This window comes from Polaromonas sp. JS666 (assembly GCF_000013865.1).
Taxonomy (GTDB): domain Bacteria; phylum Pseudomonadota; class Gammaproteobacteria; order Burkholderiales; family Burkholderiaceae_C; genus Polaromonas.
The window spans coordinates 3,277,993-3,302,662 of record NC_007948.1 but is presented as its reverse complement, the minus strand read 5'-3'; the positions used below and the strand labels follow the sequence as shown (position 1 = coordinate 3,302,662).

General features: G+C 62.2%; 23 protein-coding genes. 7 read left to right on the top strand and 16 right to left on the bottom strand.

Annotation, left to right across the window (positions count from 1 at the left end; translation table 11 throughout):
- Positions 1-153 precede the first annotated feature (153 nt).
- From dnaJ to BPRO_RS15600, 4 genes are all read right to left on the bottom strand, one after another.
- Positions 154-1,296 carry a molecular chaperone DnaJ gene (dnaJ, locus tag BPRO_RS15615; protein WP_011484036.1) on the bottom strand — a complete coding sequence of 381 codons (1,143 nt, stop codon included), beginning with the start codon at positions 1,294-1,296 and terminating at the stop codon, positions 154-156.
- Positions 1,297-1,513: 217 nt separating this feature from the next.
- A complete protein-coding gene (dnaK, locus tag BPRO_RS15610; protein ID WP_011484035.1) occupies positions 1,514-3,457 on the bottom strand; it encodes a molecular chaperone DnaK in 1,944 nt (647 codons plus the stop codon).
- 134 nt (positions 3,458-3,591) lie between these two features.
- A complete protein-coding gene (gene grpE, locus BPRO_RS15605) occupies positions 3,592-4,152 on the bottom strand; it encodes a nucleotide exchange factor GrpE (RefSeq protein ID WP_011484034.1) in 561 nt (186 codons plus the stop codon).
- Positions 4,153-4,538: 386 nt separating this feature from the next.
- Positions 4,539-5,240, bottom strand: a complete 702-nt coding sequence (locus tag BPRO_RS15600; protein ID WP_011484032.1) for a GntR family transcriptional regulator — start codon at positions 5,238-5,240, stop codon at positions 4,539-4,541.
- Positions 5,241-5,447: 207 nt separating this feature from the next.
- On the opposite strand from BPRO_RS15600, the gene BPRO_RS15595 reads away from it, so the two are divergent.
- A complete protein-coding gene (locus BPRO_RS15595; RefSeq protein ID WP_011484031.1) occupies positions 5,448-6,479 on the top strand; it encodes a Bug family tripartite tricarboxylate transporter substrate binding protein in 1,032 nt (343 codons plus the stop codon).
- Positions 6,480-6,540: 61 nt separating this feature from the next.
- Positions 6,541-7,728, top strand: a complete 1,188-nt coding sequence (locus BPRO_RS15590; RefSeq protein ID WP_011484030.1) for a hypothetical protein — start codon at positions 6,541-6,543, stop codon at positions 7,726-7,728.
- Positions 7,729-7,824: 96 nt separating this feature from the next.
- Here the strand turns inward: BPRO_RS15590 and BPRO_RS15585 are convergent, their stop codons facing one another.
- The 12 genes from BPRO_RS15585 to BPRO_RS15535 form a co-directional block, all read right to left on the bottom strand.
- Positions 7,825-8,148 (bottom strand): winged helix-turn-helix transcriptional regulator, encoded by a 324-nt coding sequence (locus BPRO_RS15585; protein WP_011484029.1) that lies wholly within the window; start codon positions 8,146-8,148, stop codon positions 7,825-7,827.
- A 243-nt stretch (positions 8,149-8,391) separates the two neighbouring features.
- Positions 8,392-8,847 carry a MarR family winged helix-turn-helix transcriptional regulator gene (locus BPRO_RS15580; protein WP_011484028.1) on the bottom strand — a complete coding sequence of 152 codons (456 nt, stop codon included), beginning with the start codon at positions 8,845-8,847 and terminating at the stop codon, positions 8,392-8,394.
- 28 nt (positions 8,848-8,875) lie between these two features.
- Entirely contained in the window at positions 8,876-10,603 is a 1,728-nt protein-coding gene (locus tag BPRO_RS15575; protein ID WP_011484027.1) for an acyl-CoA dehydrogenase family protein, read from the bottom strand.
- 18 nt (positions 10,604-10,621) lie between these two features.
- A complete protein-coding gene (locus BPRO_RS15570; protein ID WP_011484026.1) occupies positions 10,622-11,749 on the bottom strand; it encodes a porin in 1,128 nt (375 codons plus the stop codon).
- Between the two features lie 281 nt (positions 11,750-12,030).
- Positions 12,031-13,026, bottom strand: coding sequence for a Bug family tripartite tricarboxylate transporter substrate binding protein (locus tag BPRO_RS15565; RefSeq protein WP_011484025.1), 996 nt, complete (start codon positions 13,024-13,026; stop codon positions 12,031-12,033).
- Between the two features lie 71 nt (positions 13,027-13,097).
- The gene (locus tag BPRO_RS30725) at positions 13,098-13,232 is read right to left on the bottom strand and encodes a hypothetical protein (protein ID WP_255349051.1); all 135 of its coding nucleotides are present in this window, start codon (positions 13,230-13,232) and stop codon (positions 13,098-13,100) included.
- 53 nt (positions 13,233-13,285) lie between these two features.
- Positions 13,286-13,708 (bottom strand): acyl-CoA thioesterase, encoded by a 423-nt coding sequence (locus BPRO_RS15560; RefSeq protein WP_011484024.1) that lies wholly within the window; start codon positions 13,706-13,708, stop codon positions 13,286-13,288.
- A 14-nt stretch (positions 13,709-13,722) separates the two neighbouring features.
- A complete protein-coding gene (locus BPRO_RS15555) occupies positions 13,723-14,508 on the bottom strand; it encodes an SDR family NAD(P)-dependent oxidoreductase (protein ID WP_011484023.1) in 786 nt (261 codons plus the stop codon).
- Positions 14,509-14,594: 86 nt separating this feature from the next.
- Positions 14,595-15,845, bottom strand: coding sequence for a thiolase family protein (locus BPRO_RS15550; RefSeq protein WP_011484022.1), 1,251 nt, complete (start codon positions 15,843-15,845; stop codon positions 14,595-14,597).
- 12 nt (positions 15,846-15,857) lie between these two features.
- A complete protein-coding gene (locus tag BPRO_RS15545) occupies positions 15,858-17,717 on the bottom strand; it encodes a feruloyl-CoA synthase (protein ID WP_011484021.1) in 1,860 nt (619 codons plus the stop codon).
- Positions 17,718-17,806: 89 nt separating this feature from the next.
- Positions 17,807-18,601: a crotonase/enoyl-CoA hydratase family protein gene (locus BPRO_RS15540; RefSeq protein WP_011484020.1), complete on the bottom strand. Its 795-nt coding sequence runs from the start codon at positions 18,599-18,601 to the stop codon at positions 17,807-17,809.
- 483 nt (positions 18,602-19,084) lie between these two features.
- Complete coding sequence (locus tag BPRO_RS15535; protein ID WP_011484019.1) at positions 19,085-19,891, bottom strand: FadR/GntR family transcriptional regulator; 807 nt, start codon at positions 19,889-19,891, stop codon at positions 19,085-19,087.
- Positions 19,892-20,030: 139 nt separating this feature from the next.
- Between BPRO_RS15535 and BPRO_RS15530 the strand changes: the two genes are divergently transcribed.
- The 5 genes from BPRO_RS15530 (at position 20,031) to BPRO_RS15510 (ending at position 24,663) form a co-directional block, all read left to right on the top strand.
- Positions 20,031-20,840 carry an NAD-dependent epimerase/dehydratase family protein gene (locus BPRO_RS15530; protein WP_011484018.1) on the top strand — a complete coding sequence of 270 codons (810 nt, stop codon included), beginning with the start codon at positions 20,031-20,033 and terminating at the stop codon, positions 20,838-20,840.
- Between the two features lie 4 nt (positions 20,841-20,844).
- Positions 20,845-21,756, top strand: a complete 912-nt coding sequence (locus BPRO_RS15525) for an SMP-30/gluconolactonase/LRE family protein (RefSeq protein WP_011484017.1) — start codon at positions 20,845-20,847, stop codon at positions 21,754-21,756.
- Between the two features lie 45 nt (positions 21,757-21,801).
- Positions 21,802-22,794, top strand: a complete 993-nt coding sequence (locus tag BPRO_RS15520) for a TRAP transporter substrate-binding protein (protein WP_011484016.1) — start codon at positions 21,802-21,804, stop codon at positions 22,792-22,794.
- 100 nt (positions 22,795-22,894) lie between these two features.
- Complete coding sequence (locus BPRO_RS15515; protein ID WP_011484015.1) at positions 22,895-23,383, top strand: TRAP transporter small permease; 489 nt, start codon at positions 22,895-22,897, stop codon at positions 23,381-23,383.
- Positions 23,374-24,663 carry a TRAP transporter large permease gene (locus BPRO_RS15510; protein WP_011484014.1) on the top strand — a complete coding sequence of 430 codons (1,290 nt, stop codon included), beginning with the start codon at positions 23,374-23,376 and terminating at the stop codon, positions 24,661-24,663. Before BPRO_RS15515 ends, BPRO_RS15510 begins: the two co-directional genes overlap by 10 nt.
- The last annotated feature ends 7 nt before the right edge of the window (positions 24,664-24,670 follow it).

The window sequence follows — 24,670 nt, the reverse complement described above, 5'->3', positions numbered from 1 at the left end:
CGTAGGCGCGGCATGACGACAACGGTGTGACAGTCACAATGCGTTGCAGAAGGCGCCCCCCATCCGGCGTGCCATGAAAAATGCCGGAGCAGGTCCGGCATTGGGCATTGAGAGGAGCGAAGAGGAGCGCCGCAGGGTCAGCAGCGCAGCGTATCAGGCGCTGAAAAAGCTCTTCAGCTTGTCGGCCCAACCCTCTTCACTAGGCGAATGCCTGGCGCCGCCTTTTTTCAGCGACTCGTCGAGCTCCTTGAGCAGCTTGCGCTGGTGCTCCGTCAGCTTCACCGGCGTTTCCACCGTGATGTGGCAGTACAGGTCGCCGGGATAACTGGAACGCACGCCCTTGATGCCCTTGCCGCGCAGCCGGAACTGCTTGGCGGCCTGGGTGCCTTCCGGGATGTCAATCGCGGCCTTGCCCGCCAGCGTGGGCACTTCGATCTCTCCGCCGAGGGCCGCGGTGGTGAAGCTGATCGGTACCGCGCAGTGCAGGTCGTCACCGTCGCGCTCAAAAATTTCGTGCTTCTTGATCCGGATCTCGATGTACAGGTCACCGGGCGGGCCGCCGTTGGTGCCCGGCTCGCCGTTGCCGGTGGAGCGGATGCGCATGCCGTCATCGATGCCCGCCGGGATCTTGACTTCCAGCGTCTTGTTGTTCTTGGTCTTGCCCACGCCGTGGCAGGCCACGCAGGGTTCGGGAATCAGCTTGCCCGTGCCCTTGCATTGCGGGCAGGTCTGCTGCACGCTGAAAAACCCCTGGCGCATCTGCACCACGCCGTGGCCATGGCAGGTGGTGCAGGTCACCACTTTGGTGCCGGGTTTGGCGCCCGAACCGTGGCAGGTGTTGCAGTCGTCCCAGCTGGGAATGCGGATCTGGGCTTCCTTGCCATGCGCTGCTTCTTCCAGCGTGATTTCCATCGCGTAGCTCAGGTCGCCGCCGCGGTACACCTGGCGGCCGCCGCGTTGCTGCCCGCCGCGCTGGCCACCGAACACATCGCCGAAGATGTCGCCGAACGCCTCGGCGAACCCGCCAAAGCCTTCAGCGCCAGGGCCGCCGCCCCGCATATTCGGGTCCACACCCGCATGGCCGTACTGGTCGTAGGCCATGCGTTTGTTTTCGTCGGACAGTACCTCGTAGGCCTCCTTGGCTTCCTTGAATTTTTCTTCGGAAACCTTGGACTTGTCACCCTGGTTGCGGTCAGGATGGTGCTTCATCGCGAGCTTGCGATACGCTTTTTTGATGTCGTCGTCGCTGGCGTTCTTGGGGACGCCCAGCGTGTCGTAATAGTCTTTTTTGGCCATGGCAGGTGGGTCAGGGAATCTTCGTTAACAGGGTTCTTGGGCTGTCAATCACAACAGTGCACAAAACAACAGGGCACAAAACAGCGGAATCGGCTGGCGCTGCATGAAAGGGCCGAAAACGCAAAAGCGGAAATCCCGGATTGCTCCTGGTTTCCGCCTTGCAGCATGCAGTTATCGCGCCAATTCAGGGCTGCCCGTCGTCAGGTCTTGTTTCTGGTCAGCCCTTTTTGACTTCCTTGACTTCGGCGTCCACCACGTTGTCGTCGGCTGGTTTGGCATGGGCCTGCTCGGCACCTGCCCCGCCCGCCGCTGCTTCAGCACCCGCTGCCTGAGATGACTGCATGTCGGCGTACATTTTTTCGCCCAGCTTCTGGCTGGCTTCCATCAGGGCCGTGTTTTTCGCTTCAATAGCGTCTTTGTCGTCGCCCTTGAGCGCTTCTTCCATATCCTTGATGGCGGTCTCGATTTTTTCCTTTTCGCCGACCTCCAGCTTGTCGCCATACTCGCCCAGCGATTTGCGCACGCTGTGGACCATGGCCTCGGCATTGTTCTTGGCCTGTACGAACTCGACTTTTTTCTTGTCGTCGGCGGAGTGCAACTCGGCATCTTTCACCATCTGCTGGATTTCGGCTTCAGACAAACCGGAATTGGCCTTGATGGTGATCTTGTTTTCCTTGCCGGTGCCCTTGTCCTTGGCGCCGACGTGCAGGATGCCGTTGGCGTCGATGTCGAAGGACACTTCAATTTGCGGCGTGCCGCGTGCTGCCGGCGGAATGCCTTCGAGGTTGAATTCGCCCAGGGCCTTGTTGCCCGAAGCGATTTCACGTTCACCCTGGAACACCTTGATGGTCACGGCCGGCTGGTTGTCTTCAGCCGTCGAGAAAGTCTGTGCAAACTTCGTCGGGATGGTCGTGTTTTTCTTGATCATCTTGGTCATCACGCCGCCCATGGTTTCGATACCGAGGGACAGCGGGGTGACGTCGAGCAGCAGCACGTCGGTGCGGTCGCCCGACAGCACCTGGCCCTGAATGGCAGCGCCTACCGCCACCGCTTCGTCGGGGTTCACGTCCTTGCGGGGCTCCTTGCCGAACAACGCCTTGACCATCTCCTGCACCTTGGGCATGCGCGTCTGGCCGCCGACCAGGATCACGTCGTGGATGTCGCCCACGCTCACACCCGCATCCTTGATGGCGGTACGGCAGGGCGCAAGGGTGCGCTCGAGCAGCTCTTCCACCAGGGCTTCCAGCTTGGCGCGGGACAGCTTGATGTTCAGGTGTTTGGGGCCTGAGGCATCGGCGGTGATGTAGGGCAGGTTGATGTCGGTCTGCGCGCTGTTCGACAGTTCAATCTTGGCCTTTTCAGCGGCTTCTTTCAGGCGCTGCAGGGCCAGCACGTCCTTGCTCAGGTCCACGCCTTGCTCTTTTTTGAACTCGGCAATGATGTAGTCGATGATGCGCTGGTCGAAGTCTTCGCCGCCCAGGAAGGTGTCGCCATTGGTGGACAGCACTTCAAACTGTTTTTCACCGTCAACGTCGGCAATTTCGATGATGGAGATGTCGAAGGTACCGCCGCCCAGGTCATATACGGCAATCTTGCGGTCGCCCTTTTCCTGCTTGTCCAGTCCGAAGGCCAGGGCTGCAGCGGTGGGCTCGTTGATGATGCGCTTGACTTCCAGGCCGGCAATGCGACCGGCGTCTTTTGTGGCTTGGCGCTGCGCGTCGTTGAAGTAGGCCGGCACCGTGATCACAGCTTCGGTGACGGGCTCGCCGAGGTAGTCCTCAGCGGTCTTTTTCATTTTGCGAAGAATGTCCGCGCTGACCTGCTGGGCCGAGATCTGCTTGCCGCGCACTTCGACCCAGGCGTCGCCGTTGTCGGCAGCCGCGATCTTGTAGGGCATGAGGTTGATGTCCTTCTGGACTTCCTTCTCGGTGAACTTGCGGCCGATCAGGCGCTTGATGGCGTACAAGGTGTTCTTGGCATTGGTGACCGCCTGGCGCTTGGCCGAGGCGCCGACCAGCACTTCACCGTCTTCCTGGTAGGCGACGATGGACGGGGTCGTGCGCGCGCCTTCCGAGTTTTCAATAACGCGGGGCGTGTTGCCTTCCATGATGGACACGCAGCTGTTGGTGGTGCCCAGGTCGATGCCGATGATTCTTCCCATGATTTACTCCTGCTTTTTTGATTCGTTGACGATTGGATGGTGGTGTGGCTGATGGCTCAGTCGCTGTGAATGAGCATGTTGATGACTTGTGGATAACTTGTACGAGTTCAAGTGCCTCAGCCTGATTTATGCGTTTATTTCGGCGCGGTTACGGTGACCAGGGCGGGGCGCAGCACGCGGTCGGAAATCAGGTAGCCTTTTTGCAGCACGCTGACTACGGTGTTGGCTTCCTGCTCGGCGGGCACCATGCTGATCGCCTGGTGCTGGTGCGGGTCAAACCGGCTTCCGCTGGCGGGGTTGATTTCCACGATCTTGTTGCGCTCGAGGGTGGTTTTGAGTTGCTTGAGCGTGGCGTCCGCACCCTCCCGGATCTGTTCGGGCGTTGCGTCCTTGTGTGCCAGGCCGGCCTCGAGGCTGTCGACAACGGGAAGCAGGCTTTCCGCAAAGCTTTCCAGCGCAAATTTGCGTGCCTTGGCAATTTCGTCGTCAGCGCGGCGGCGGGCGTTTTCCGTCTCGGCCTTGGCGCGCAGGTAGCTGTCGGCCAGCTCGGTGTTTTTGGCCTGCAGGGTGACCAGTTCAGCCTGGGCCTGGGTCAGCGCGTCAAACTCGTTGGCGGCTTGCGCGGCTTCCAGCTCTTCGGGGCTAGGCGCTCCGGTAAGTGGTTGATTTTGCTCGGGTTGTGTATTTTCAGACATGCTTGAAGACAAGGTTTAAGCTAACAAGGGGGTTAACTGGGGGTTACAAAGCCCTTTTCAAGACAAGGGATTCGGTTTTGAGGGCGAAATTTTCGGCGTGGTGGCGGGCGCGGCCCCGTTTCGGGTGGCCCATCTTCGATCCCGCTGCTTCAGCGGGGCTGCCGGGAATTGTAATTGCCAGGCCGGTGGCAGTGGCAAAGTTCCGGTTTGTGCCCGGTTCGGATGTGCGCGCGTCATGCGAACAAAGCCCCTTCACGCTTGAGTGAGGCGGCTGTCTCACGGTGGAAAAGTGGCCATTCAAGTGATGGCTTTTTGCGCCCGTCCGCAGTGGGTTTTTGGATGAAAATCCGGAAAAAATCCGGAAAACCGCGTCGATGCCGCCGGGCTCAGCCGGGTGAAGTTTTTTGCATTCGCAGGATCAGTTCGCGCTTGTTGTCGCGGCTGCGGTGGGCATGCTCGCGCATCAGGGCTTCGGCCCGCCCGCCTTCACCCGCGAGCAGCGCAGCCAGTACGTCTTCATGGTCGCTTTGCGCCCGCGCGATGAACCCGAATTCAAGCAGCGGCAGCATGCCGTTGAGGCTCAGGGCGCCGGCTCCGGCCATGGGCGTCTTGCTCACATGGGCCAGCGCAGAGGTGAGGGTGCTGTTGCCGGCTGCCTGCACCAATGCATTGTGAAACCGCGCATTCATGGGCACCCAGCGGGCCGCGTCAATGACATGGCCGGCGGCTTGGGCCTGTTGCAGCAGCAGCCGGCCTTCGTCCACGCAAGCCTGCAATTCGTCCCGGACGCGGGGCTTCAGGCCGCGCTCGGCCACAGTTCTGGCGGCCATTCCTTCGAGCACGCCACGCACATCGACGGCGTTGGCAATTTCGTCTACCGTGAACTGGCGAACCCGAAAGCCGCGGGTGGGCAGGCGCTCGAGCAAGCCTTCCTTTTCGAGTTCACCGAGCGCGATGCGGATCGGGGTGCGCGACACCGCCAGTTGCGCCGACAGCTCCAGCTCAACCATGCGATTCCCGGGGGCCACCTCGCCACTGAGGATTTTTCGCCTCAGTTCACGGGTGGTGTAGTCAATCTGGGATGACATCAGCGGGCCTTCATGAAAATGCGGTGTGGGGCGGAAGTCGCCTACTGAGGAAAGGGAATCAAGGCATTATTGCATGCAATAAATCGAAAAATAAGGGATTAACCCGATAATATCGCCGTTATTGCATGCAAAAATATAAGTCATCTAAGAATATTTGATGCCCGCCTGGGCCCAGCCCAGTGATTACCAGTCCTTCCGGAAGACGCCATGACCCCGCCCCCTGTCAAACTGCTGCAACTCCCGTTCACATCCATCACCCAATCCATCACCCGCCTGGCCTGGGTCTGTGGTGTGGCGCTGGCCACGCTCGTGCCTGCCGTGCAGGGCCAGCCGGTCGGCGCCTATCCCAACAAGCCCATCAAGCTGATTGTTCCGTTTCCTGCCGGTGGTGGTGGCGACACGCTGGCGCGCCTAGTCATGCTGCGCGCCGCCAAAGAACTTGGCCAGCCCATCGTGGTGGAAAACCTCGGGGGTGCGGGCGGTAATGTAGGCAGCGTCACTGCCGCGAAAGCCCCTGCTGATGGCTATACCCTGCTGTATGGCACCAACGGCACGCATGCCATCAACCATGCCATCTACAAGTCGCCGGGGTTTGACCCGGTGCGCGATTTTGAACCGGTGAGCCAGCTCACGCGCATTGCCGCCATGGTGGTGGTCAGGCCCACGCTGCAAGTCAACTCGATGGCCGAACTCACCCAGCTGCTCAAAGCCCACCCCGGCAAATACACGTTCGGTTCCGCAGGCAATGGCACCACCTCACACCTCGCGGGTGAAATCTACAAATCCCGTGCGGGACTGGCTGTCGTCCATATTCCCTACCGTGGCGGCGCGCAGGCCATGACCGACCTGATCGGCGGACAGGTAGACCTGATGATTGAGGTGATGCCCAACGCGGCGCCACAGGCCAAAAGCGGGCGCGTCAAACCCCTGGCCGTGACCACTGGCACGCGCGTCGCAGGCTGGCCCGATATACCCACCCTTGCCGAGTCGGGTCTCCCGGGCCTGGACGTCAGCGCCTGGGACGCGATCTTTGTACCGGCCGGTACGCCGCGGCCTGTTGTTGATCGCCTGAGCCAGGCTATTCATAAAGCGCTGGCCGACCCTGAACTGCGCAATCAGCTGCAGTCACGCGGGGCCGAAGTGGCGCCCGGCACACCCGAAGAGCTGGCCCGGCACATGGCCAGCAGCCGGATACTCTGGGGCGATGCCGTCAGACGTTCGGGCGCTGCGCTTGACTGAGCCTTTATTCCCTGATTGATTCCTTGATTGATTCCCTGTATTCCGTTCAGACCTGATTGCCATGAAACCTGCCTCCTCCGAAATCGCATCTTCCGGCCTCGCTGCAGGCGACCTGCTGGCTGGATTGCCGCAGCCCCTGAATCCCGCCATTACGCAGACAAAAAATTATTTTGCCGCGCTGGAGAATTTTCAGCGCACCTTTGCCTTCAGGCAGGGCGACAAAGTGCTGTTGCTGACCGACCCACTGCTCGATACGCGGGTCGCCGATGCTGTTACGGGCCTGGCGCGCGCGCGTGGCGCGACGGTACGGCAGTACATGGAAACCACCAGTCAGGTGATCGAGGTGCCCGAGTCAGTCAAGGTGCTGGTGGCCGAGGCCGACTTTGTGGTGTCGACCTGGTTCTGTTCGATTTTCGATCCGTTTTTTATTGCCCGGCGCGCGGCGGGCCAGCGCTGGGTCAAGATCACGTATTTTCGCGATCTCGATCTGCTGCACACACCGCAGGCGCGTTTTCCAGCGGAGTTAATCGGCGAAATCATTCGCGCCACAGCCAGGCGTTATCCGGCCGGCCGGGATTTCACGGTAAAGTTTTCAGATGTGCGGGGCAGCGATTTTTCCATTCAATACACGCCCGAGATGCGCGAGTTGCTGCTCGCCCACAACCGCTGGCGCGGCAAAATGTTTGCCGACGAGCCGGGTTGCTATGTCCATTACCTGCCCACCCATGGCCCCAACCTGTGGGACCGTACGGCGCATCGCAACGACGCACAGGCGCCTGTTGCAATGTCGGGCACGTTTTACCCCCAGTGGGCGGTTGGATTTGAAAAACCGTTTGAGGGACGAATAGGCTGCCGGTTTGAAAGTGACACCATCGTGGAAGTCACGGGCGAATGCCGCGAGGCCGGCATCCTGCGCGAAATGCTGGTGGGCGGCCGGTTGATCGAGCTGGGTTGCGGTTTCAATCCGAAGGCGCCGCGCCACACGATCTACCCCGCCGGCTCCAACGCCCCGGGAGCGCTTCACTTTGGCATTGATCTGGCCCGCCCAAGCGACTATATATTGCGCACCATGCCCCAGTGGGAAGAGCCACCCGTTCATATGGATCTGGTCGCGCTGGACAGCACGGTGACGGTGGGGGACGAGCCGCTGATCGACGGCGGCTTTTTATGTGGACTGCGCGACCCGGCCGTCAGGGCTGCGGCTGAAAAATTTGGCAACCCGGTCGAGCTGCTGGAAACCGCTGTCTGAATTGAGAGGCCAACACGGGGGAAGGCGCACGGCCTGCCTCGTCAAGGCTCGTTGAGGCGCCCTGGACGCGCCGCGCGCAAGGCCTGTTATGGCCTGCTATTTTTTCTTGACGATGCTGACTTTGGTCTGGTTGACGACCCACTTGCCGGCGAATGCCTGCAGGTCGTTCAGGCGCTTGAGGAGGTCGGCGCCCAGTGTGGTCACCGTGTAGCCATCGCTGCCGTGGCCGAGCAGGCCGGCGGCGCGCAATTCCTTGATCCGCGTATTGAGTGTGTTGGGGGTGATGCTGCCAATGCTGTCTTGCAGAAGGCGGAACGTCTGGGGATGGCCGTCTTTCAGGGCCCACAACACGCGCAGTGCATAGCGTGCTTCCAGCAGTTCAAGCAACTGGCTGACAGCTGCATTTTCTTTGACACTCATTGTTTATCTCCTCTGGTCACAATCGGGTCACGGTCAGGCCGCGGCAGCCTGGCAAGCAAAAAGCTTGCGCCAAATATAACGCAATTTCCGCGCTGCTACTAGTTTTATAGCTACCTATGCCCGTACGGTTTAGGCTTGCAGCCAAAAGACTTCAAAGGCCGCGGTGAACGCACAAGGTGTCGGGTGTTGAGGGGCGACACGCCAGGCCACCGGGCCGAGCCACCTGCGTGCGGCATCCAGGCCTCACAGGTAGATTTTTTGCAGCAGGCGGATCAGGGTCTTGCGCTCGGCCGCCGTCAAGCGGCTGGCGGCGTCAGACTCCAGCTCCTGTGCCGTGCGTTCCGCATCGTGCATCAGTTCCTGCCCGCTGGCGGTCAGGTGCAGGCCGACGGCCCGGCCGTCGTTGGGATGGGGCCGGCGGGTCAGCAGTGAGCGGTTTTCCAGCGACTTGATCATGCCCACCAGATTGGGCGGCTGGATGTTGAGCGTCGCGCACAGCTGGCGCGAGGTGATACCGGGGTTGTGGTGGATAAGGGAAAGTACCGAAAAATCCACCGGCCGCAAGCCGTAGACGGCCATTTTCTGCAGGAAGGCGTCGATGATGACCAGCGCGGCGCGGCGTGCGTTGTAGCCGATCAGGCTCTCCAGGTAAGTGGTCTTGACGTTCTCGACGGCGGGGACGGGAGATTTTTCGGGCATGAAGTAGAGGATGAAGGAGATGGCCGGGTCAGGTGGTGTCCAGCCGCTCCTTGATGATACCCATGCGCATGTCGAATTCAGGCAGTACCCAGTGGCGCAGGGCGCTTGCCGGCGCGGTCCAGCGTGTGGCATCTTCCCCGGAAGCCAGGGGGGGCATGGCCGACTCGATCTGGCCCCAGGCCCAGGCCAGCAGGGCCAAGGCGAGGGCACGCAGGTAGTCGTCCGCCACCCAGTAAGGCAGTTCGGGGTTGCCGGGAGCCGCCTGCGCCAGCGCAGAGGCGAGCGAGCGCAGCCCGGCAAAGCGGCTCAACAGTTCGGCGTGCGCGGCATTGCCGGCATCCAATGCATCGCCCAGCTCATCCAGCAGGGCCGCCAGTGCCGAGCCGCCGTCCGGCAACACCTTGCGCACCAGCAGGTCGATCGCCTGGACCTCGTTCGTGCCTTCGTAGATCATGGTCACGCGCGAGTCGCGCACGATCTGCTCGATGCCCCATTCCTTCACGTAGCCGTGGCCGCCGAACACCTGCAGGCAGTCGCTGGCGCCGTGGAAAGCCTGGCTGGTGAGCGCGGCCTTGAGCACCGGCGTGACGAGGCTGCACCAGCGTTGGGCGCTGCCCCGGCGCGCGGCATCGGGATGGTGCCTGGCGATGTCGAGTTCGATGCCGGTCTTGTAGGCCAGCAGGCGGCCGCCGTCGATCCAGGCGCGCTGGGTGTCCAGAATGCGGCGGATGGCGGGATGCCCGGCAATGAGATCGGCAGCCTCGGCACTGTTGCGCTGCCCGGGTACGCGCATCTGCCGGCGCTCACGGGCATAGGCGTCGGCTTTCTGCCATGCGGCATCGAGCAGGCCGATGCCCTGCAGCGCGACATGCAGCCGGGCCGCGTTCATCATCACGAACATGGCGCTCAGGCCGCGGCCGGGCTCGCCGACGATCCAGCCGGTGGCGTCATCAAAGCGCATGACGCAGGTGGGGCTGCCGTGCAGGCCCATCTTTTCCTCGATGCGTTCGCAATGCACCGGGCTGCGCGTGCCATCGGGCATGAATTTCGGCACCAGGAACAGCGACAGGCCTTTCGGGCCGGGTGGCGCTTCAATGCCAGGTCCATGCAGGCGCGCCAGCACCAGGTGCACGATGTTGTCGGTCAGGTCATGCTCACCGCCGGAGATGAAGATTTTGGTGCCGCTGAGCAGGAAACTGCCATCGGGCTGCGGCATGGCCTTCGTGCGCACCAGGCCGAGGTCGCTGCCCGCGTGGGGCTCGGTCAGGCACATGGTGGCCAGCCATTCGCCGGTGGCAATCTTGCTCAGGTAGCGCGCCTTCAGCTCGTCGCTGCCATGGTGCTTCAGGCACTCGTAGGCGCCGTGCAGCAGGCCCGGCGCCATGGTCCAGCCGTGGTTGGCGGCGCTGAGCATTTCATAGAGTACGGCTTCGAGCAGGGCGGGCAGGCCCTGGCCGCCATCTTCGGGCGCGCACGCCAGCGCGGGCCAACCCGCTTGCCAGAAGGCCTGGTAAGCGTCCTTGAACCCGAGCGGTGCGATGACCGACCCGTCGACAAACTTGCAGCCGATGGCATCACCGACACCTTGCAGGGGCGCCACTTCCTGGGTGACGAATTTCCCCGCCTCGTCCAGTACCTGCCGCATCAGCTCGATATCGCAGTCCGCATGGGGCTCAAGCGCCTGCAGCTGCGCAGGGGCCTTGAGCACATCGTGAAGAATGAAGCAGATGTCGTGTAGATGTGGCTGGTAGCTCATGCGCAAAGGTCTCTGCGCTTAGAACTTGTGGTTGATGCCCACCATCGTCCCGGTCTGCGATCCACCCAAAGCGGGGTTGCTGCCAGGTGCACCGCCACTGACAGAAACGTTGGTCTGGCTATCGTTGCGAATCGTGCCGATTTGAGCGTACAAGGTCGTGCGCTTCGATAACTTGTACAGCGATCGCACCGCCAGCAGGGTGGAGTCAAAGTTGTCGACGTTCTTGTAGTTCAGCTTGGCGAGAGTTCCGTCAATCGTCCAGGCCGGAGAGACTGGGTAAGAGGCTCCGACGTACCAAAGGTCGCTTTTGGGTCGCGTCGCGCTGCCGTCGTTGTTACGGCGAATGACACCACCGCCGACTTTGACGCTGGCCAGGTTCACGTAGCCGTTCACCATCAGCCGGGAGTCGGATTTGGAACTGCTGGTCAGGCCGGCAGGCAGCACCACATCCGTAGCGCTGGCAGGCGTGCGGCCGTTCAGTTCGTCATAAGCCAATGCTGCGCCCCAGGTCTTGGTGTCGTATTTCACCATGGCCGACCACTCGCGGCATGCCTTGGAATCAGCCCCGCTTTCGCCTGGGCAATTGGTGCCGGCAGGCGATGGACCTGCATTGACGGTGTCACGGCCCAGGCTGTAGGTAGCGCCTACGGTGAAGTCGCTGAATTTGCCTTTGTACGCAATTGAATTATCGATGCGTGAATTGGGGATGTAGTTGTCCAGAGAGCCGAGTCCATAGATGCTGGGCCCCACAATATCCGAATCCAGCAGGGACCAGAACAGCATGGTCCATTGACGGCCCAGCGTGACCGCGCCCCAGTTACCACTGAGTCCCACCGTCGACTGGCGCCCGAATAGACGGCCACCTTGGCCCGAAGCGCCTGTGTCCGGGGCAAAACCCATTTCAAGCGTGTAGATGGCGCTCAAGCCAGCGCCAAGATCTTCTGTGCCACGCATGCCCACCCGAGAAGGAAGGATGCCGGTATTGGAGGGCATGCGCGTGATGCGGCCGCCGGCTGATGCCACGTTGCTGACAGACTCGACGCCGGCATCGATGATGCCGTAAAGGCTGACACTTTGAGCTTGAGCAGCACCTGTGGCGACCAGTCCGGCCAGTCCGGTCAGGGTGATAAGGGAGGAAATTTTCATGCTTGTCTCGTGGTAGTAGTGGTTGATTTTTCGACCAGGCCATTCCCGGAATGTCGTTGCTCAGTGGCAACTGAATCTTTCAGCGGATTCACAAGTTCCCGGAATGTCATTGATCTCTAACAGCTGAAATTTGAAACCCATGCAGAGTCGCAACAACGAGCTGGATGTTCTGCAGCGGCAGGTGAAAGCTGGTCGCAGACGCCTGATGATGCGAGGGCTGGTAGTGCATGGATCGCCACTGCGACTCGTCTGCTAGACATCATTCAGGCATCAGTCAGAGATCAGGATTCGGCGGTGAAACCGATTTTCTTGATCAGCGGACCCCAGCGGTCGAACTCAATTTTTTGGCTGCGTGCCATGTCTTCGGCGCTGCCACCAAACGGGATCAGCCCCACCACCGTCAACGAATCAATGACAGATTTGTCCTTGATCGCGGCGTTGATCGCGGCGTTGGCTGCCGCAATAACGGCTGCGGGGGTTTTCGCAGGCGCGTAAAAGCCGAACCACTCTTCAACGGTCAGGTCGGCAAAGCCCTGCTCGGCGAAGGTTGCGACTTCGGGTACGAACGGCGAACGCTGTTTTCCGGAGGTTGCCAGGATGCGCAGCTTGCCGGCCTTGTGGTTGGGAATGAAATCGCCGTGCGGTGTGACCATCGCGGCGAGCTGTCCGCCGACAACATCGGTCACGCCGGGCACCGACCCACGGTAGGGTACGTGCTTGAGTTCAACGTTGTTGTTCATGCCCAGCAAGGCACCAATGAAATGAGGGGTTGAACCGGCCGCGGGCGAGCCATAGCTGGCGTCTTTCGGGTTGGCCTTGGCCCATGCGAGAAAGTCCTGGACGTTCTTGACCGAGCCTGGCACAAGGGGCCCGACAGCCAGGCCATGGTGCATCACGGAGGCGGTGCCCACGGGTACAAAGTCCTTGAACGGGTCATAAGCCAGTTTTTTGTAGATGTGCGGATACAGCGACATGCATGAGAACGGTGTCATCGCCAACACAGACCCGTCCGCCGCGGCCATCTTGAGCCCTTCCAGCGCAATGCGGCCGCCGGCGCCGGCCTTGGTGTCCACGATCGCGTTGTTTTTGGCGTAAGCGGTACCGCCGAGCCTGTCGCCCACGCGGCGCGCGCAAATGTCGCCTGAGCTGCCGGCCGGAAAGCCGTAAAGAATCTTGACCTGCTCCAGCGCCTGCGCGAAGGCAGAAAAAGGCGCGAGGCCGGCGGTCGCTGCGGCGAGCGCCGCCGAGGTCTGAATGAAATTGCGACGTGTTTGCATGAAATGTCTCCTTGTAGTTAGGTAGGCGGGGAAAGCGAGGGAAGCGAATGGACCAGTGGAAGGCAAGCGCATCAAGACTCGGCTGAGAGCCCAAGGGTCTTGATCAGGCGGCGCCATTCCTCGGCGTCCGTCCCGAGCAGATCGGCCGATTGCGCCATGCCGCGCGCCACGTCTGGTTGCATGCAGGCGGCGCGGTGTGTCGTCATGGGCTTGTCTCGTTGAATTAAAAATGCAGGTTCTTGAAGATCAATGGGCTCAGCTACTCAAAGCACCTGGCCTTGATGTCGTCCGGAATCGGGATGGCCTTGATGCGGTCGGGTTCGCCCGCCGGGCGGACCACGAAGGCGCGGGTTTCGCGGCCTTCGCACAGCACCTCTTCGCCGCGCTTGACGATGTGCTTCTGGATGAACACCTTGTCGCGCCACTCCTCGATGCTGGTGTGGATGTGCAGCGTCTGGCCGTAGGTGGCGGGGCGCATGAACCGGGTGTGGATCTCCAGCAGGGGCGTGCCGACGATGCCCGTGGTCTTGACGAGTTCACGCCATGGCGGCACGCCGCATTCCATGAAGAAGTGCAGCGAGGCGGCGTCCATCCACTTCGAAAAGTTGGGGAAGAACACGATGCCGGCCGGGTCGCAGTCGCCGAACTGCACCTTGATGTCGTAGACGGTGGTCTTGCTCATGAAGGGCTCCCGGGTCAGCGTGGCGCCATGCGCAGAGCGCCGTCGAGACGAATCACTTCGCCGTTCAGGTGCATGTTGGTGACGATGTGGCTGGCCAGTTGGGCGAACTCTTCCGGTTTGCCCAGGCGCGGAGGAAACGGAATGCTGTCGGCCAGCGACTGCTGCACCGGCTCGGGCAGGGTTCTCATCAGCGGTGTTGCAAACAGGCCGGGGGCGATGGTGCAAACCCGAATACCGTGCTGCGCCAGGTCGCGGGCCATGGGTAAGGTCATGCCGACGACCCCACTCTTGGACGCGCTGTAGGCTTGCTGGCCGACCTGGCCATCAAAGGCGGCCACCGAGGCGGTGAAGACCATCACACCGCGCTCGCCGTCCTCCTGCGGCGCCAGCTTGGCGCACTCTGCCGCAAACAGGCGGGCCACGTTGTAGGTGCCGATCAGGTTGACGTTCACCACGCGCACAAAGTCCTCCAGCGGGGCCGGTGAGCCGTCGCGGCTGACCACGCGTTTGGCACTGCCTATACCGGCAATGCTCATCAGAATGCGGGCAGTGCCATGCGCGGCCGTCGCTTTGGCGATGGCAGCCTGCAGGCTTTCGGTGTCGGTGATGTCGCATTGGCAGGCTATGGCGCTGCCGTCTCCGTGCGCCGCGTTGATTTCGGCGGCGACCTTGTCGGCGTTGGCGAGATTCACGTCAAGCACCGCGACTTTCGCGCCCAGACGGGCCAGCTCGCGCGCAGTGGCTTCCCCGAGTCCGGAGCCTGCGCCGGTGACCAGGGCGGCTTGTCCTTGAATATTCATGTCAGGCTTTCAAAAATTCTGGTTTGCTACTACTGGTTCGCTATTAGTTCGCTATTAGTTCGCTACTGGTTTGCTATTTGGTTGCGTCAGGCCGCGCCCGGGTTTTCCAGCAGCAAGGCGATGCCCTGTCCGCCGCCAATGCAGGCCGATGCAATGCCCCAGCGCAGACCGGCACGCCTGAGTTCGCGCGCCAGCGTGATGGTCAGGCGCACGCCGGTGGTGGCGAGCGGATGGCCGAGTGCGATGGCGCCGCCGTTGACGTTGAGCCTGTTCAAATCCAGTTCCAGCTCGCGGCCTACGGCCAATGTTTGCGCGCCTTGGGCTTCATTGATCTCGAAGCGGCCAATCTGGTCCAGCGTCATGCCGGTGCGCTCCAGCAGCAGGCGAATGGCTGGTGCCGGGCCGATGCCCATGATCTCGGGTGGCACGCCCACCACGGCGGCGGCAACCACGCGTGCGAGTGGCTTTTTGTCATGGGCTTTGGCATAGCTGCCGGAGGCCACAATGGCCGCCGCAGCCGCATCGACCAGCGCCGCGCTGTTGCCACCGGTCTGGACGCCGCCTTCATACACCGGGCGGAGTTTGGCCAGCACCTCGGCGGGTGAAATGCGGGCGTGGGTGTCCTGCGCCACTTCGGTGAGCTTGCCCTGCAGCTTGATACTGCGCGATGCGTAGCCTTCAAGCCCGAATGTTTCAGACACCACCGGCACGATCTCGCCCGCGTGGAAGCCGGATTGCTGCGCTGCGACGGCCCTGGCAAACGATTGCGAGGCAAATTCGTCGACCTGCTCGCGCGTGACGCCGTATTTTTTGGCCAGGTTCTCGGCCGTCTGGATCATGTTGATACCCGCCGCCGAGTCTTTCAAGGCCTCCCACATGTAGTCCTTGAAACCGACCGGCGCGCCCAGTTTGAAGCCGGTGCGGTGGTCAAAGGCGGCAATCGGGTTGCGCGTCATGCTCTCGGCGCCCACCACCAGGGCCGCCTCGCAGGCGCCGCTCTGGATGTGCTCGCCGGCCTGCCGGAACAGCTCAAAACCGGTGCCGCAAATACGCTGCGCCATCAGGGCAGGCACCTCCAGCGGTACGCCCGCATACAGGCCAATGTGGCGCGGCAGCATGAACTGGTCAAAGTCGCCCGGCGCCATGTTGCCGGCAATGACGGAGCCGATATGCGCGGCTGGCACGCCGCTGCGTTCCAGGGCGGAGCGCGCGGCCTTGATGCCCAGGTCCGTGGGCGAAATGTGGCCGAGTGCGCCACAGTAATCGACCATGGGCGTGCGCACGCCGTCCAGCATCCAGATGTCGTCAAAGTGGGAGAAAAAGCCTGGGGTGGCCATGAGGGGGTTCCTTTAAAGCGCTTGTGGTTTCAGGATGGTGTGCAGCCTGTCGGCATGCAACGCCTCTACCGTTTCGGCGCGGTGCGCCAGCACGGCGCGCTGGTTGATCGAGCCCTTGTCGGTGACTTCACCCCGGTCCAGGGTGGGCGGCTCGGCGAGCAGGCACATGCGCGCAATGCGGCCGGCACTGCCGGACGCGGTTTTGGCCAGGGTGTCGATCACATGCTGGAAGTGGGCAATCACCGGCGCGCTGGACAGCACATCGGCCATCGGTGCGCCGGCGTCGAGGCCGCTCAACGCACGCACAGCCTGGGTCGGGAACACCATGGCGCCCACCTCTTTCAGGTTGATGCCGGTCAGCACCACGTCCTGTATGTAGGGTGCGCCGGCTGCCACGATCCGGGCGCGCAGGGGGCCCACGCTCACGAAGGTGCCGGTGGCCAGCTTGAAGTCTTCGGCAATGCGGCCGTCAAACTTCAATCCCTGGTGAACGTCGGTCTCGTCAATCCACTTGACCGCATCGCCCGAACAAAAAAAGCCTTCCTCGTCAAAATGCGCCGCCGACTCCTTGGGGTCGCGCCAGTAGCCCGGCGAGATGTTGGGGCCGCGGTAGCGCACTTCGGTCTTGCCATCCATGTCGACCAGCTTGAGTTCCATCCCCGGTGTCGGCACGCCCAGGTCGCCCGCCTTGACGTTCGGGTTGGTGACAAAAATCGCAAAGGGCCCCGACTCGGTCATGCCCAGTCCGGTGGTCATGACGATGCGCTCCCCGACTTCTCTTTCCTGTGATGCGTACAGGCTGTCCCAGACTGGCTGGGCCAGCGAGGCACCGGCATAAAAGAACATCTTCACCCGTGACAACAGGTTTTTGCGCAGGGTGTCATCGGTCTTCATGGCGTTGGCAATGGCCTCGAACCCCGTCGGCACGTTGAAATACACCGTCGGTGCAATCTCCCGCAGGTTGCGCAGGGTCTCTGCCATGAGCGCGGGGGTGGGCTTGCCGTCGTCGATGTACATCGTGCCGCCGTGGAAGACCACCATGCCAAAGTTATGGTTGCCGCCAAAGGTATGGTTCCAGGGCAGCCAGTCCACCAGGACCAGCGGTTCGCTGGCCAGCACGGGCATGGACTGCGTCATTTGCTGCTGGTTGGCGCACCACATGCGCTGGGTGTTGATCACCGCCTTGGGCAGCTTGGTCGAGCCGCTGGTGAACAGGAATTTCACGATGGTGTCTGGCCCCGTGGCGGCCATTGCGGCGTCGACCTGGGCCGTGACAGGCGTGGCCAGCAACTCCGCAAACGAGGTGCTGCCACGGCCGTCCATCTCGCCGCTGGTCAACGCCACTTCAATGTCGGCGTCAACGGCCGCCTTGATGGCCCGGCCGTAGCGCGTCGCGTCTGCTGCAAAGACCAGGCCGGGCGTCACCGTCCTGAACACGTGGCGCAGTTTGTCGAAATCCTGGCTGACCAGCGAATAGGCCGGCGAGACCGGCACAAAGGGCACCCCGGCCAACATGCAGCCCAATCCCAGCAGCGCGTGCTCGAGATCGTTCTCGGACAGGATGGCCACCGGCCGATCCACGCTCAGGCCGCGGTTGATCAGCGCCTGGGCGATGCTGCATGCGCTGGCCCAGGCGTTGGCGTAGCTCACATGACGCCAGTCGCCCGTGCCGCAGTCGGCAAGCTTTTCGCGTCGCGCCATGAAGGTCCGGTCGGGTGCCACCTGCGCCCAGTGCTGCAGGCGGTCGGTCATTCGGCCGGGGTAGTCCAGCAGGGGCTGATCGGCACGCAGGTAGTGCACGCCAGGCGCGCCGTCGCGCAGATTGACGCGGGTGACACCAAAAGTCAGGGGACGAAATTTCGGGCTGGTCATGCTTGTCTCTTCCGGGCGTGCTCGCGTTTTTCTTGTTGTGCTTGTTGCGTGATGGGGTGATATGTCGTTCCGTGCTGGGCCGCGCGGCTTCAGCTTTTCTGCACCTTGGCAGCCCGGCCTTCGAGGAAGGCGCGGACCCGGTCCTTGGCCTCAGGCGCGCTTTGGGCAATGGCCGCCATCAGGGCTTCCGTCAGGTAGCCCTGCTCGGCCGGCTGCTCGGCAATCCGGGGCAGGGCATGCATCAGTGCGTAATTCGTCAGGGGGGCGTTTTGCGCCACACGTGCGGCCAGTTCCATGGCCTTGTCGAAGGCTTGGCCCTCGGGTACGAGGTACTGCGCAAAGCCGGCGCGCTCGCCGTCTTGTGCGTTGTAGACCCGGCCGGTCAGCATCATGTCGGTCATGCGTGCGACGCCTATCAGCTTGGGGATGCGAACCGATCCGCCACCGCCGACAAAAATGCCGCGAGAGCCCTCCGGCAGCGCATAGAAGGCAGTCTCATCGGCTACGCGGATATGGCAGGCGCTGGCCAGCTCTAGTCCGCCGCCGACCACGGCGCCTTGCAGCGCGGCAATCACCGGAACCGGGCCGAACTGCACCCGTTCGAGCGCGGCGTGCCACATGCGCGAATGGTGCATGCCCTGGCCGGCGTCGCGCTCCTCCAGTTCGCCCAGGTCCAGGCCGGCGCAGAAGTGCTCGCCCTCGCCGTGGATCACGGCAGCACGGACGGTTGTGGGCAGTTTTTCGAAGATGTCACGCAAGGCCAGAATCAGGCTGTCGTTGACGGCATTACGTTTGGCAACGCGGCTCAGGCGGATCACTGCGATCTCTTGATGCGCGCCGCGAATGTCTAGCTGGATGTCGGTGGAAGAGGTGTTGGAAGTCATGGTCAGCTTTGGTTGGTGGGTGAATTGTGGTTATAAAACATAACTAATTCAATTGCCTTTTCAGCCTGTTTTATCGGTGTTAACCCGCATGCCATAAGAAAATGCGGGCGTGCCGGTGTCGCATTGCGAGACCGGCGTGGTCGGGCAAAACATGGCATGGCCATGGGCTACTGCCGCGGATCTGGGGTGGTGTTCAGGCTTGCCTGGGTCCTGCTCCGGGTGCGGGTGCGGGCCGTCCGCGGGGTGTTTTCAGGGTTGGACGCGGGCTGACCCGGTCCTGCAGCCGACCATGCGCGCAGCCGTGGAATGAAATGCCGCTGGGTGTGTCTTGACGGGGTGGGTATCGAAGCTGAGGGCTGCGTCAGCCGCAGGTGCTTCCTGGTGAGGGGCGGGCGGGTGGGTTGCTACGCTGCACTTAATTGTCAGTTGTCGTACAACATGGCTCCATGCGACGCCATCGCAACAGAGGTGTCACAGAGCCAGTCAGGCCTGGTTCGCGAGCCCGTCCGGAGGTTGCATGGAGAGCAGATTGTTGCCGCGACGCAGGCGCTCCCGGCTGTTGGACAGGTGGGTCCGCATGGCGGCGCGGGCGGCCTCGGCATCCTGGTTGCTGATGGCGCTGTAGATGCTTTCATGCTCGCTGTTCACGCGTTCGAGATAGTTCAGCCGGCCTTCGGGCGCGTTGTGCACGATGTTCACGCGCGTGCGCGGAATGATCATGGTGCCCAGGTAGGTCATCAGGTCGGCGAAATGCCGGTTGCCTGTGGAGCGGGCCACTTCCATGTGAAACTGGAAGTCGGGCGGCACGGCGTCGGAGTCATCATTGATGGACTCCCGAAAGGCACGCAGTGCATTTTGCATGGCCAGCAGGTTCTCGGGCGTTCTCCTCTGGGCCGCCAGGCCTGCGGCCTCGGTTTCAAGGCTGATGCGCAACTCGAGCACTGAAATGACATCGGCTACCGTGGCGAAGTCTTCCGCCATGATCCTGAAGTTGCCGCTTTCCTGCGGGGGCAGTACAAAGGTGCCGATGCCATGCCGGGTCTCGACCAGGCCGGACGCCTGAAGCCGCGACAGCGATTCGCGAACCACCGTGCGGCTGACATCGAACCGGGCCATGATTTCTGCTTCTGTCGGCAGCTTCGCGCCGGGCTGCAACTGGCCATCGCGAATGCTGTTGGCCAGGCTTTCGACGATTTCACCGACCAGTCCGCGCGGACGGCGTGCGCCTGGCGCCGCCAGGTGGCGCGCGGGCAGGGGCTCGGGATGACTAAGGGTTTTCCTGAGGGTCATTAAAAAACCGTTGACAAGCAAATGGAGGGGTTGGAGAATTCCCAGTCATCAGACAACCTATGACTGACGACTTGTTTGACTTTAACAAACTTCATGAAAAAGTCCAGTTCCAATTCGCAATCCGACCAGGATGCCCAAAATGACAATCAAAGTTCATGAAAAACTCTTGCTGACCGGTGCTGCCGGCGGTCTGGGAAAAGCCTTGCGCGAGCGCCTGAAGGCCAATTGCTCGGTGCTTCGCTTGTCCGATGTCCAGCCGTTTGGCGATGCTGCTGTGGGCGAGGAAGTGGTGCTGGCCGACCTGGCCGATGCGGCTGCCGTCAACGAGATGGTCAAGGGGATGGATGCCATCATCCACCTGGGTGGCGTTTCGGTCGAAGGGCCGTTCGGGCCCATCCTGCAGGCCAACATCCTTGGCGCCTACAACCTTTATGAGGCTGCGCGCAAACACGGCGTCAAGCGTGTGGTGTTTGCCAGTTCCAACCACGTCACCGGCTTTTACCGCCAGGACCAGACGATCACTGCGGATCATCCGCCACGGCCCGACGGCTTTTATGGCTTGAGCAAGGCGTTTGGGGAAGACCTGGCGCGGCTCTACTTTGACCGCTACGGCATAGAAACCGCCTGCGTGCGCATCGGCTCTTCATTTCCCGAGCCCAGGGACCGCCGCATGCTGGCCACCTGGCTGAGCTATGACGACCTGCACCGCCTCATCACCGCCTGCCTGACGACGCCGGTGCTGGGCCACAGCATCATTTTTGGCATGTCTGACAACGCCGTGACCTGGTGGGACAACAGCCGCGCTCGCCACATCGGCTATGTGCCGAAAGACAGCTCGGATGTTTTCCGCGATGCGGTGTATGCGCGCACCCCCCAGCCGGATCTGAATGATCCGGTGGTTCAATACCAGGGCGGCGGTTTTGTCGTGGCCGGCCCCTTCGGCGACTGACCGCATGAGCACCCTCACGGACGCGACGCGGGCCGAGCTGCTGCTCGATGCGCGCAATGCCACGGGCGAAAGCCCGGTCTGGCATGCCGCCGAGCAGGCGCTGTATTGGGTCGACATTCCGGCGCGCAAGCTGTGCCGCTGGGAGGCCGCAACAGGGCGCACCAGCCACTGGCTGGCGCCTGAAATGCTCGCTTGCATTGCCCCGCGGGGCACGCAGTCGGGCTGGGTGGCGGGCATGGAAACTGGCGTATTCGAATTGCAGCCGCATGATGGCGGCCGTCTTGATGTCCGGCTGCTGGCCGGGGTGCGGCATGCGCAGGCTGGCATGCGCTTCAACGACGGCCGCTGCGACCGCCAGGGGCGCTTCCTGGCCGGCACCATGGTGCTCGATATGGCTCTCGGTTCCCGTGCGGGTTGCCTCTACAGCCATGAAAAAAATGGCGAGCTGAGAAACCTCCTGAGCGGCTTCATCACGCCCAATGGCCTGGCTTTCAGCCCTGACGGGCGCACCATGTACCTGTCGGACTCCCATCCGTCAGTGCAGACCATCTGGGCCTTCGATTACGACACCGACACCGGCACGCCCACGAACCAGCGGGTGTTTGTTGACATGAAGCCGCTGCCGGGGCGACCCGATGGCGCCGCTGTCGACGAGGAGGGCTGTTACTGGATTTGCGGCAACGATGCCGGTCTGGTTCACCGCTTCACGCCTGCGGGCAAGCTGGACCGCTCCATTGCAGTTCCGGCCGCGAAGCCTTCGATGTGCTGCTTCGGCGGCGCACGCATGGACCAGCTCTTCATCGCCTCCATCACCCCCGCGCAACCTATCGCCGGCTATGAGCCCGCGCTGGCGGGCGCGGTGTTCGTGGCCCATCCCGGCGTTCGCGGCATTGCCGAAACGCCGTTTTCGCAGTAGCTTTCCCATTTCAACGCGCAACCATAACTCAGGAGACATCGCATCATGACAAACAGAACTCCCCGCATTTCGGCTATTCGCTCGGCCGCCCTTGCCGCTTTGCTGGCGGGCCTTGGCATGGGTGCTGCCCAGGCCACCGAGTTCCGCTCGGCCGACACGCACAACGCTGATGACTACCCCACCGTCGCGGCCGTCAAGTACATGGGCGAGCTTCTCGAGAAAAAGAGCGGCGGCAAACACAAGATCAAGGTTTTCAACAAGCAGGCACTCGGCAGCGAGAAGGAAACCATCGACCAGGTGAAGATTGGCGCGCTCGACTTCACGCGCGTCAATGTCGGCCCGATGAACGCCATCTGTCCGCTGACCCAGGTGCCGACAATGCCCTTCCTGTTCAGCTCCATCGCGCACATGCGCAAGTCGCTCGACGGCCCGGTCGGTGACGAGATCCTGAAGAGCTGCGAGTCTGCCGGTTTCATCGGCCTGGCTTTTTATGACAGTGGTGCACGCTCCATCTACGCGAAGAAGCCGATCAGGACCGTCGCTGATGCCAAGGGCCTGAAGATCCGTGTCCAGCAATCCGACCTCTGGGTCGCGCTGGTCAGCGCGATGGGCGCCAACGCCACCCCCATGCCTTATGGCGAGGTCTATACCGGCCTGAAGACCGGCCTGATTGACGCCGCCGAGAACAACATTCCGTCGTTCGACACGGCCAAACACGTGGAAGCCGTGAAGGTCTACTCCAAGACCGAGCATTCGATGGCGCCCGAGATCCTGGTGATGTCCAAGATCATCTATGACAAGCTGCCCAAGGCCGAGCAGGACATGATCCGCGCGGCGGCCAAGGAGTCGGTGGCATTCGAGCGCCAGAAGTGGGACGAGCAGGAAGCGAAGTCACTGGCCAATGTCAAGGCCGCTGGCGCCGAGATCGTGGAAGTGGACAAGAAGTCGTTCCAGGCCGTAATGGGCCCGGTCTACGACAAGTTCATGACCACGCCCGACATGAAGCGCCTCGTTAAAGCGGTCCAGGACACCAAGTAAGCTGCCGGGCAGGCCATGCCTCCTGCCGCAAGGCGGGGGGCGCCTGTCTTCCTGTCCTTTGCGGGGCGGTGGGACGGCCGGGTCAGAAAAAGATTAATCCATGTACACAAAATTTTGCGCAATGCTGTCCAAGCTCAGCCTGATCCTGGCCGTGATCGGGCTGCTCGCGGTTGTCCTGTGCGTCCAGTGGCAGGTCATTGGACGTTACGTCTTCAATGACACGCCGACATGGGCCGAAGCACTGGCCCTGTTGCTGGTGCTGTTCGTCACTGCATTCGGCGTGGCGGTCGGTGTGCGCGATGCCGGCCACATTGGCCTGGAGTCCCTCGTTGTGCTGCTGCCCGAGAAGTGGCAGCACCGCATCGAAATCCTGATTCATGTTCTTGTCGGCGGCTTCGGTGCGCTGATGGTCTACGGTGGCTGGTTATGGATGGCCGCCAAATGGGGCGAGAAAAAACCCATGTTGCCCGTCCCGGATGGCATCGACTACCTGCCGGTGGTGATTGCCGGCGTGCTGATCGTCCTGTTTTCAATTGAACATGTGATCGCGCTGGTGCGCGGCCAAGTAGTGGAGCCCGCATGGAACTGACCGTACTCGCCCTGAGCTTCACGCTCTTCCTCGTGATTGGCGTGCCGGTCGCGTTTGCCATCGGCCTGTCGTCGGTCGCCACCATCATCGCCGCCGGTCTGCCGATTGCGGTGGTGTTCCAGAAAATGGTCGGCGGCATGCAGGTGTTCTCGTTCCTGGCTATTCCGTTTTTTGTCTTCGCCGGCGAGCTGATGCTCTACGGCGGCATTGCCGAGCGCATCGTGCGCTTCGCCAACAGCCTGGTCGGCCATGTGCGCGGCGGCCTGGGCATGAGCAACGTGATCGGCTGCACGCTGTTCGGGGGCGTCGCCGGCTCGCCGCTGGCCGATGTGTCAGCCATGGGCTCGGTGATGATTCCGCTGATGAAGAAGGAAGGCTATGACGCCGACTACGCGGTCAACGTCACCACACACGCGGCACTGGTGGGCGCCATCATGCCGACCTCGCACAACATGATCATCTTCACGCTGGCCACCTCGGGCATCGCCTCGGTCAGTGTGCTGAGCCTGATCCTCGCGGGCCTGGTTCCGGCGGTGATCCTGACCCTGTGCAACCTGGGCGCTGCCTACTACGTGGCCGTCAAGCGCGGCTACCCGACACACGGCGCCTTCCCCGGCTGGGGCGAGGTGTTGCGCGCCTTCGGCGCCGCGCTGCCCGGCCTGCTGGTGGTGGTGATCATCCTCGCCGGCATCCTGTCGGGTGCATTCACGGCCACCGAGTCGGCATCGATCGCGGTCGCCTGGGCGCTGGCGATCACAGTGCTTGTCTACAAGACGCTGACGTGGAACAACTTTCTCAAGGCTTGCGCCAAAGCCTGCAAGACCACCGGTGTGGTCCTGCTGCTGATCGGCATCTCGGCCGCCTTCGGCTACTTCATGGCGCTGTACGAGGTGCCGCAACTGACCGGCGAGCTGATGAAGTCGGTGAGCAGCGAGCCCTGGGTCATCTTCCTGATGATCAACGTGCTGCTGTTCATCCTCGGCACCTTTCTCGACATGGCGGCGACCATCCTGATCTGCACGCCGATCTTCATGCCGATTGCGATGCAGTTCGGCATGGACCCGGTGCAGTTCGGCATCGTGATGCTGATCAACTGCGCGTTGGGCCTGAACACGCCGCCGGTCGGGTCGGTGCAATTCGTCGGCTGCGCCATTGGCGGCATCTCGGTCGGGCAGGTGATGCGCTCGATCGGCCCGTTCTACGGCGCGCTCGGCGTCTGTCTGCTGCTGGTGACCTACGTGCCGGCCTTCTCGCTGTGGCTGCCGGCGCTGTACAAGTAAGCGTTTT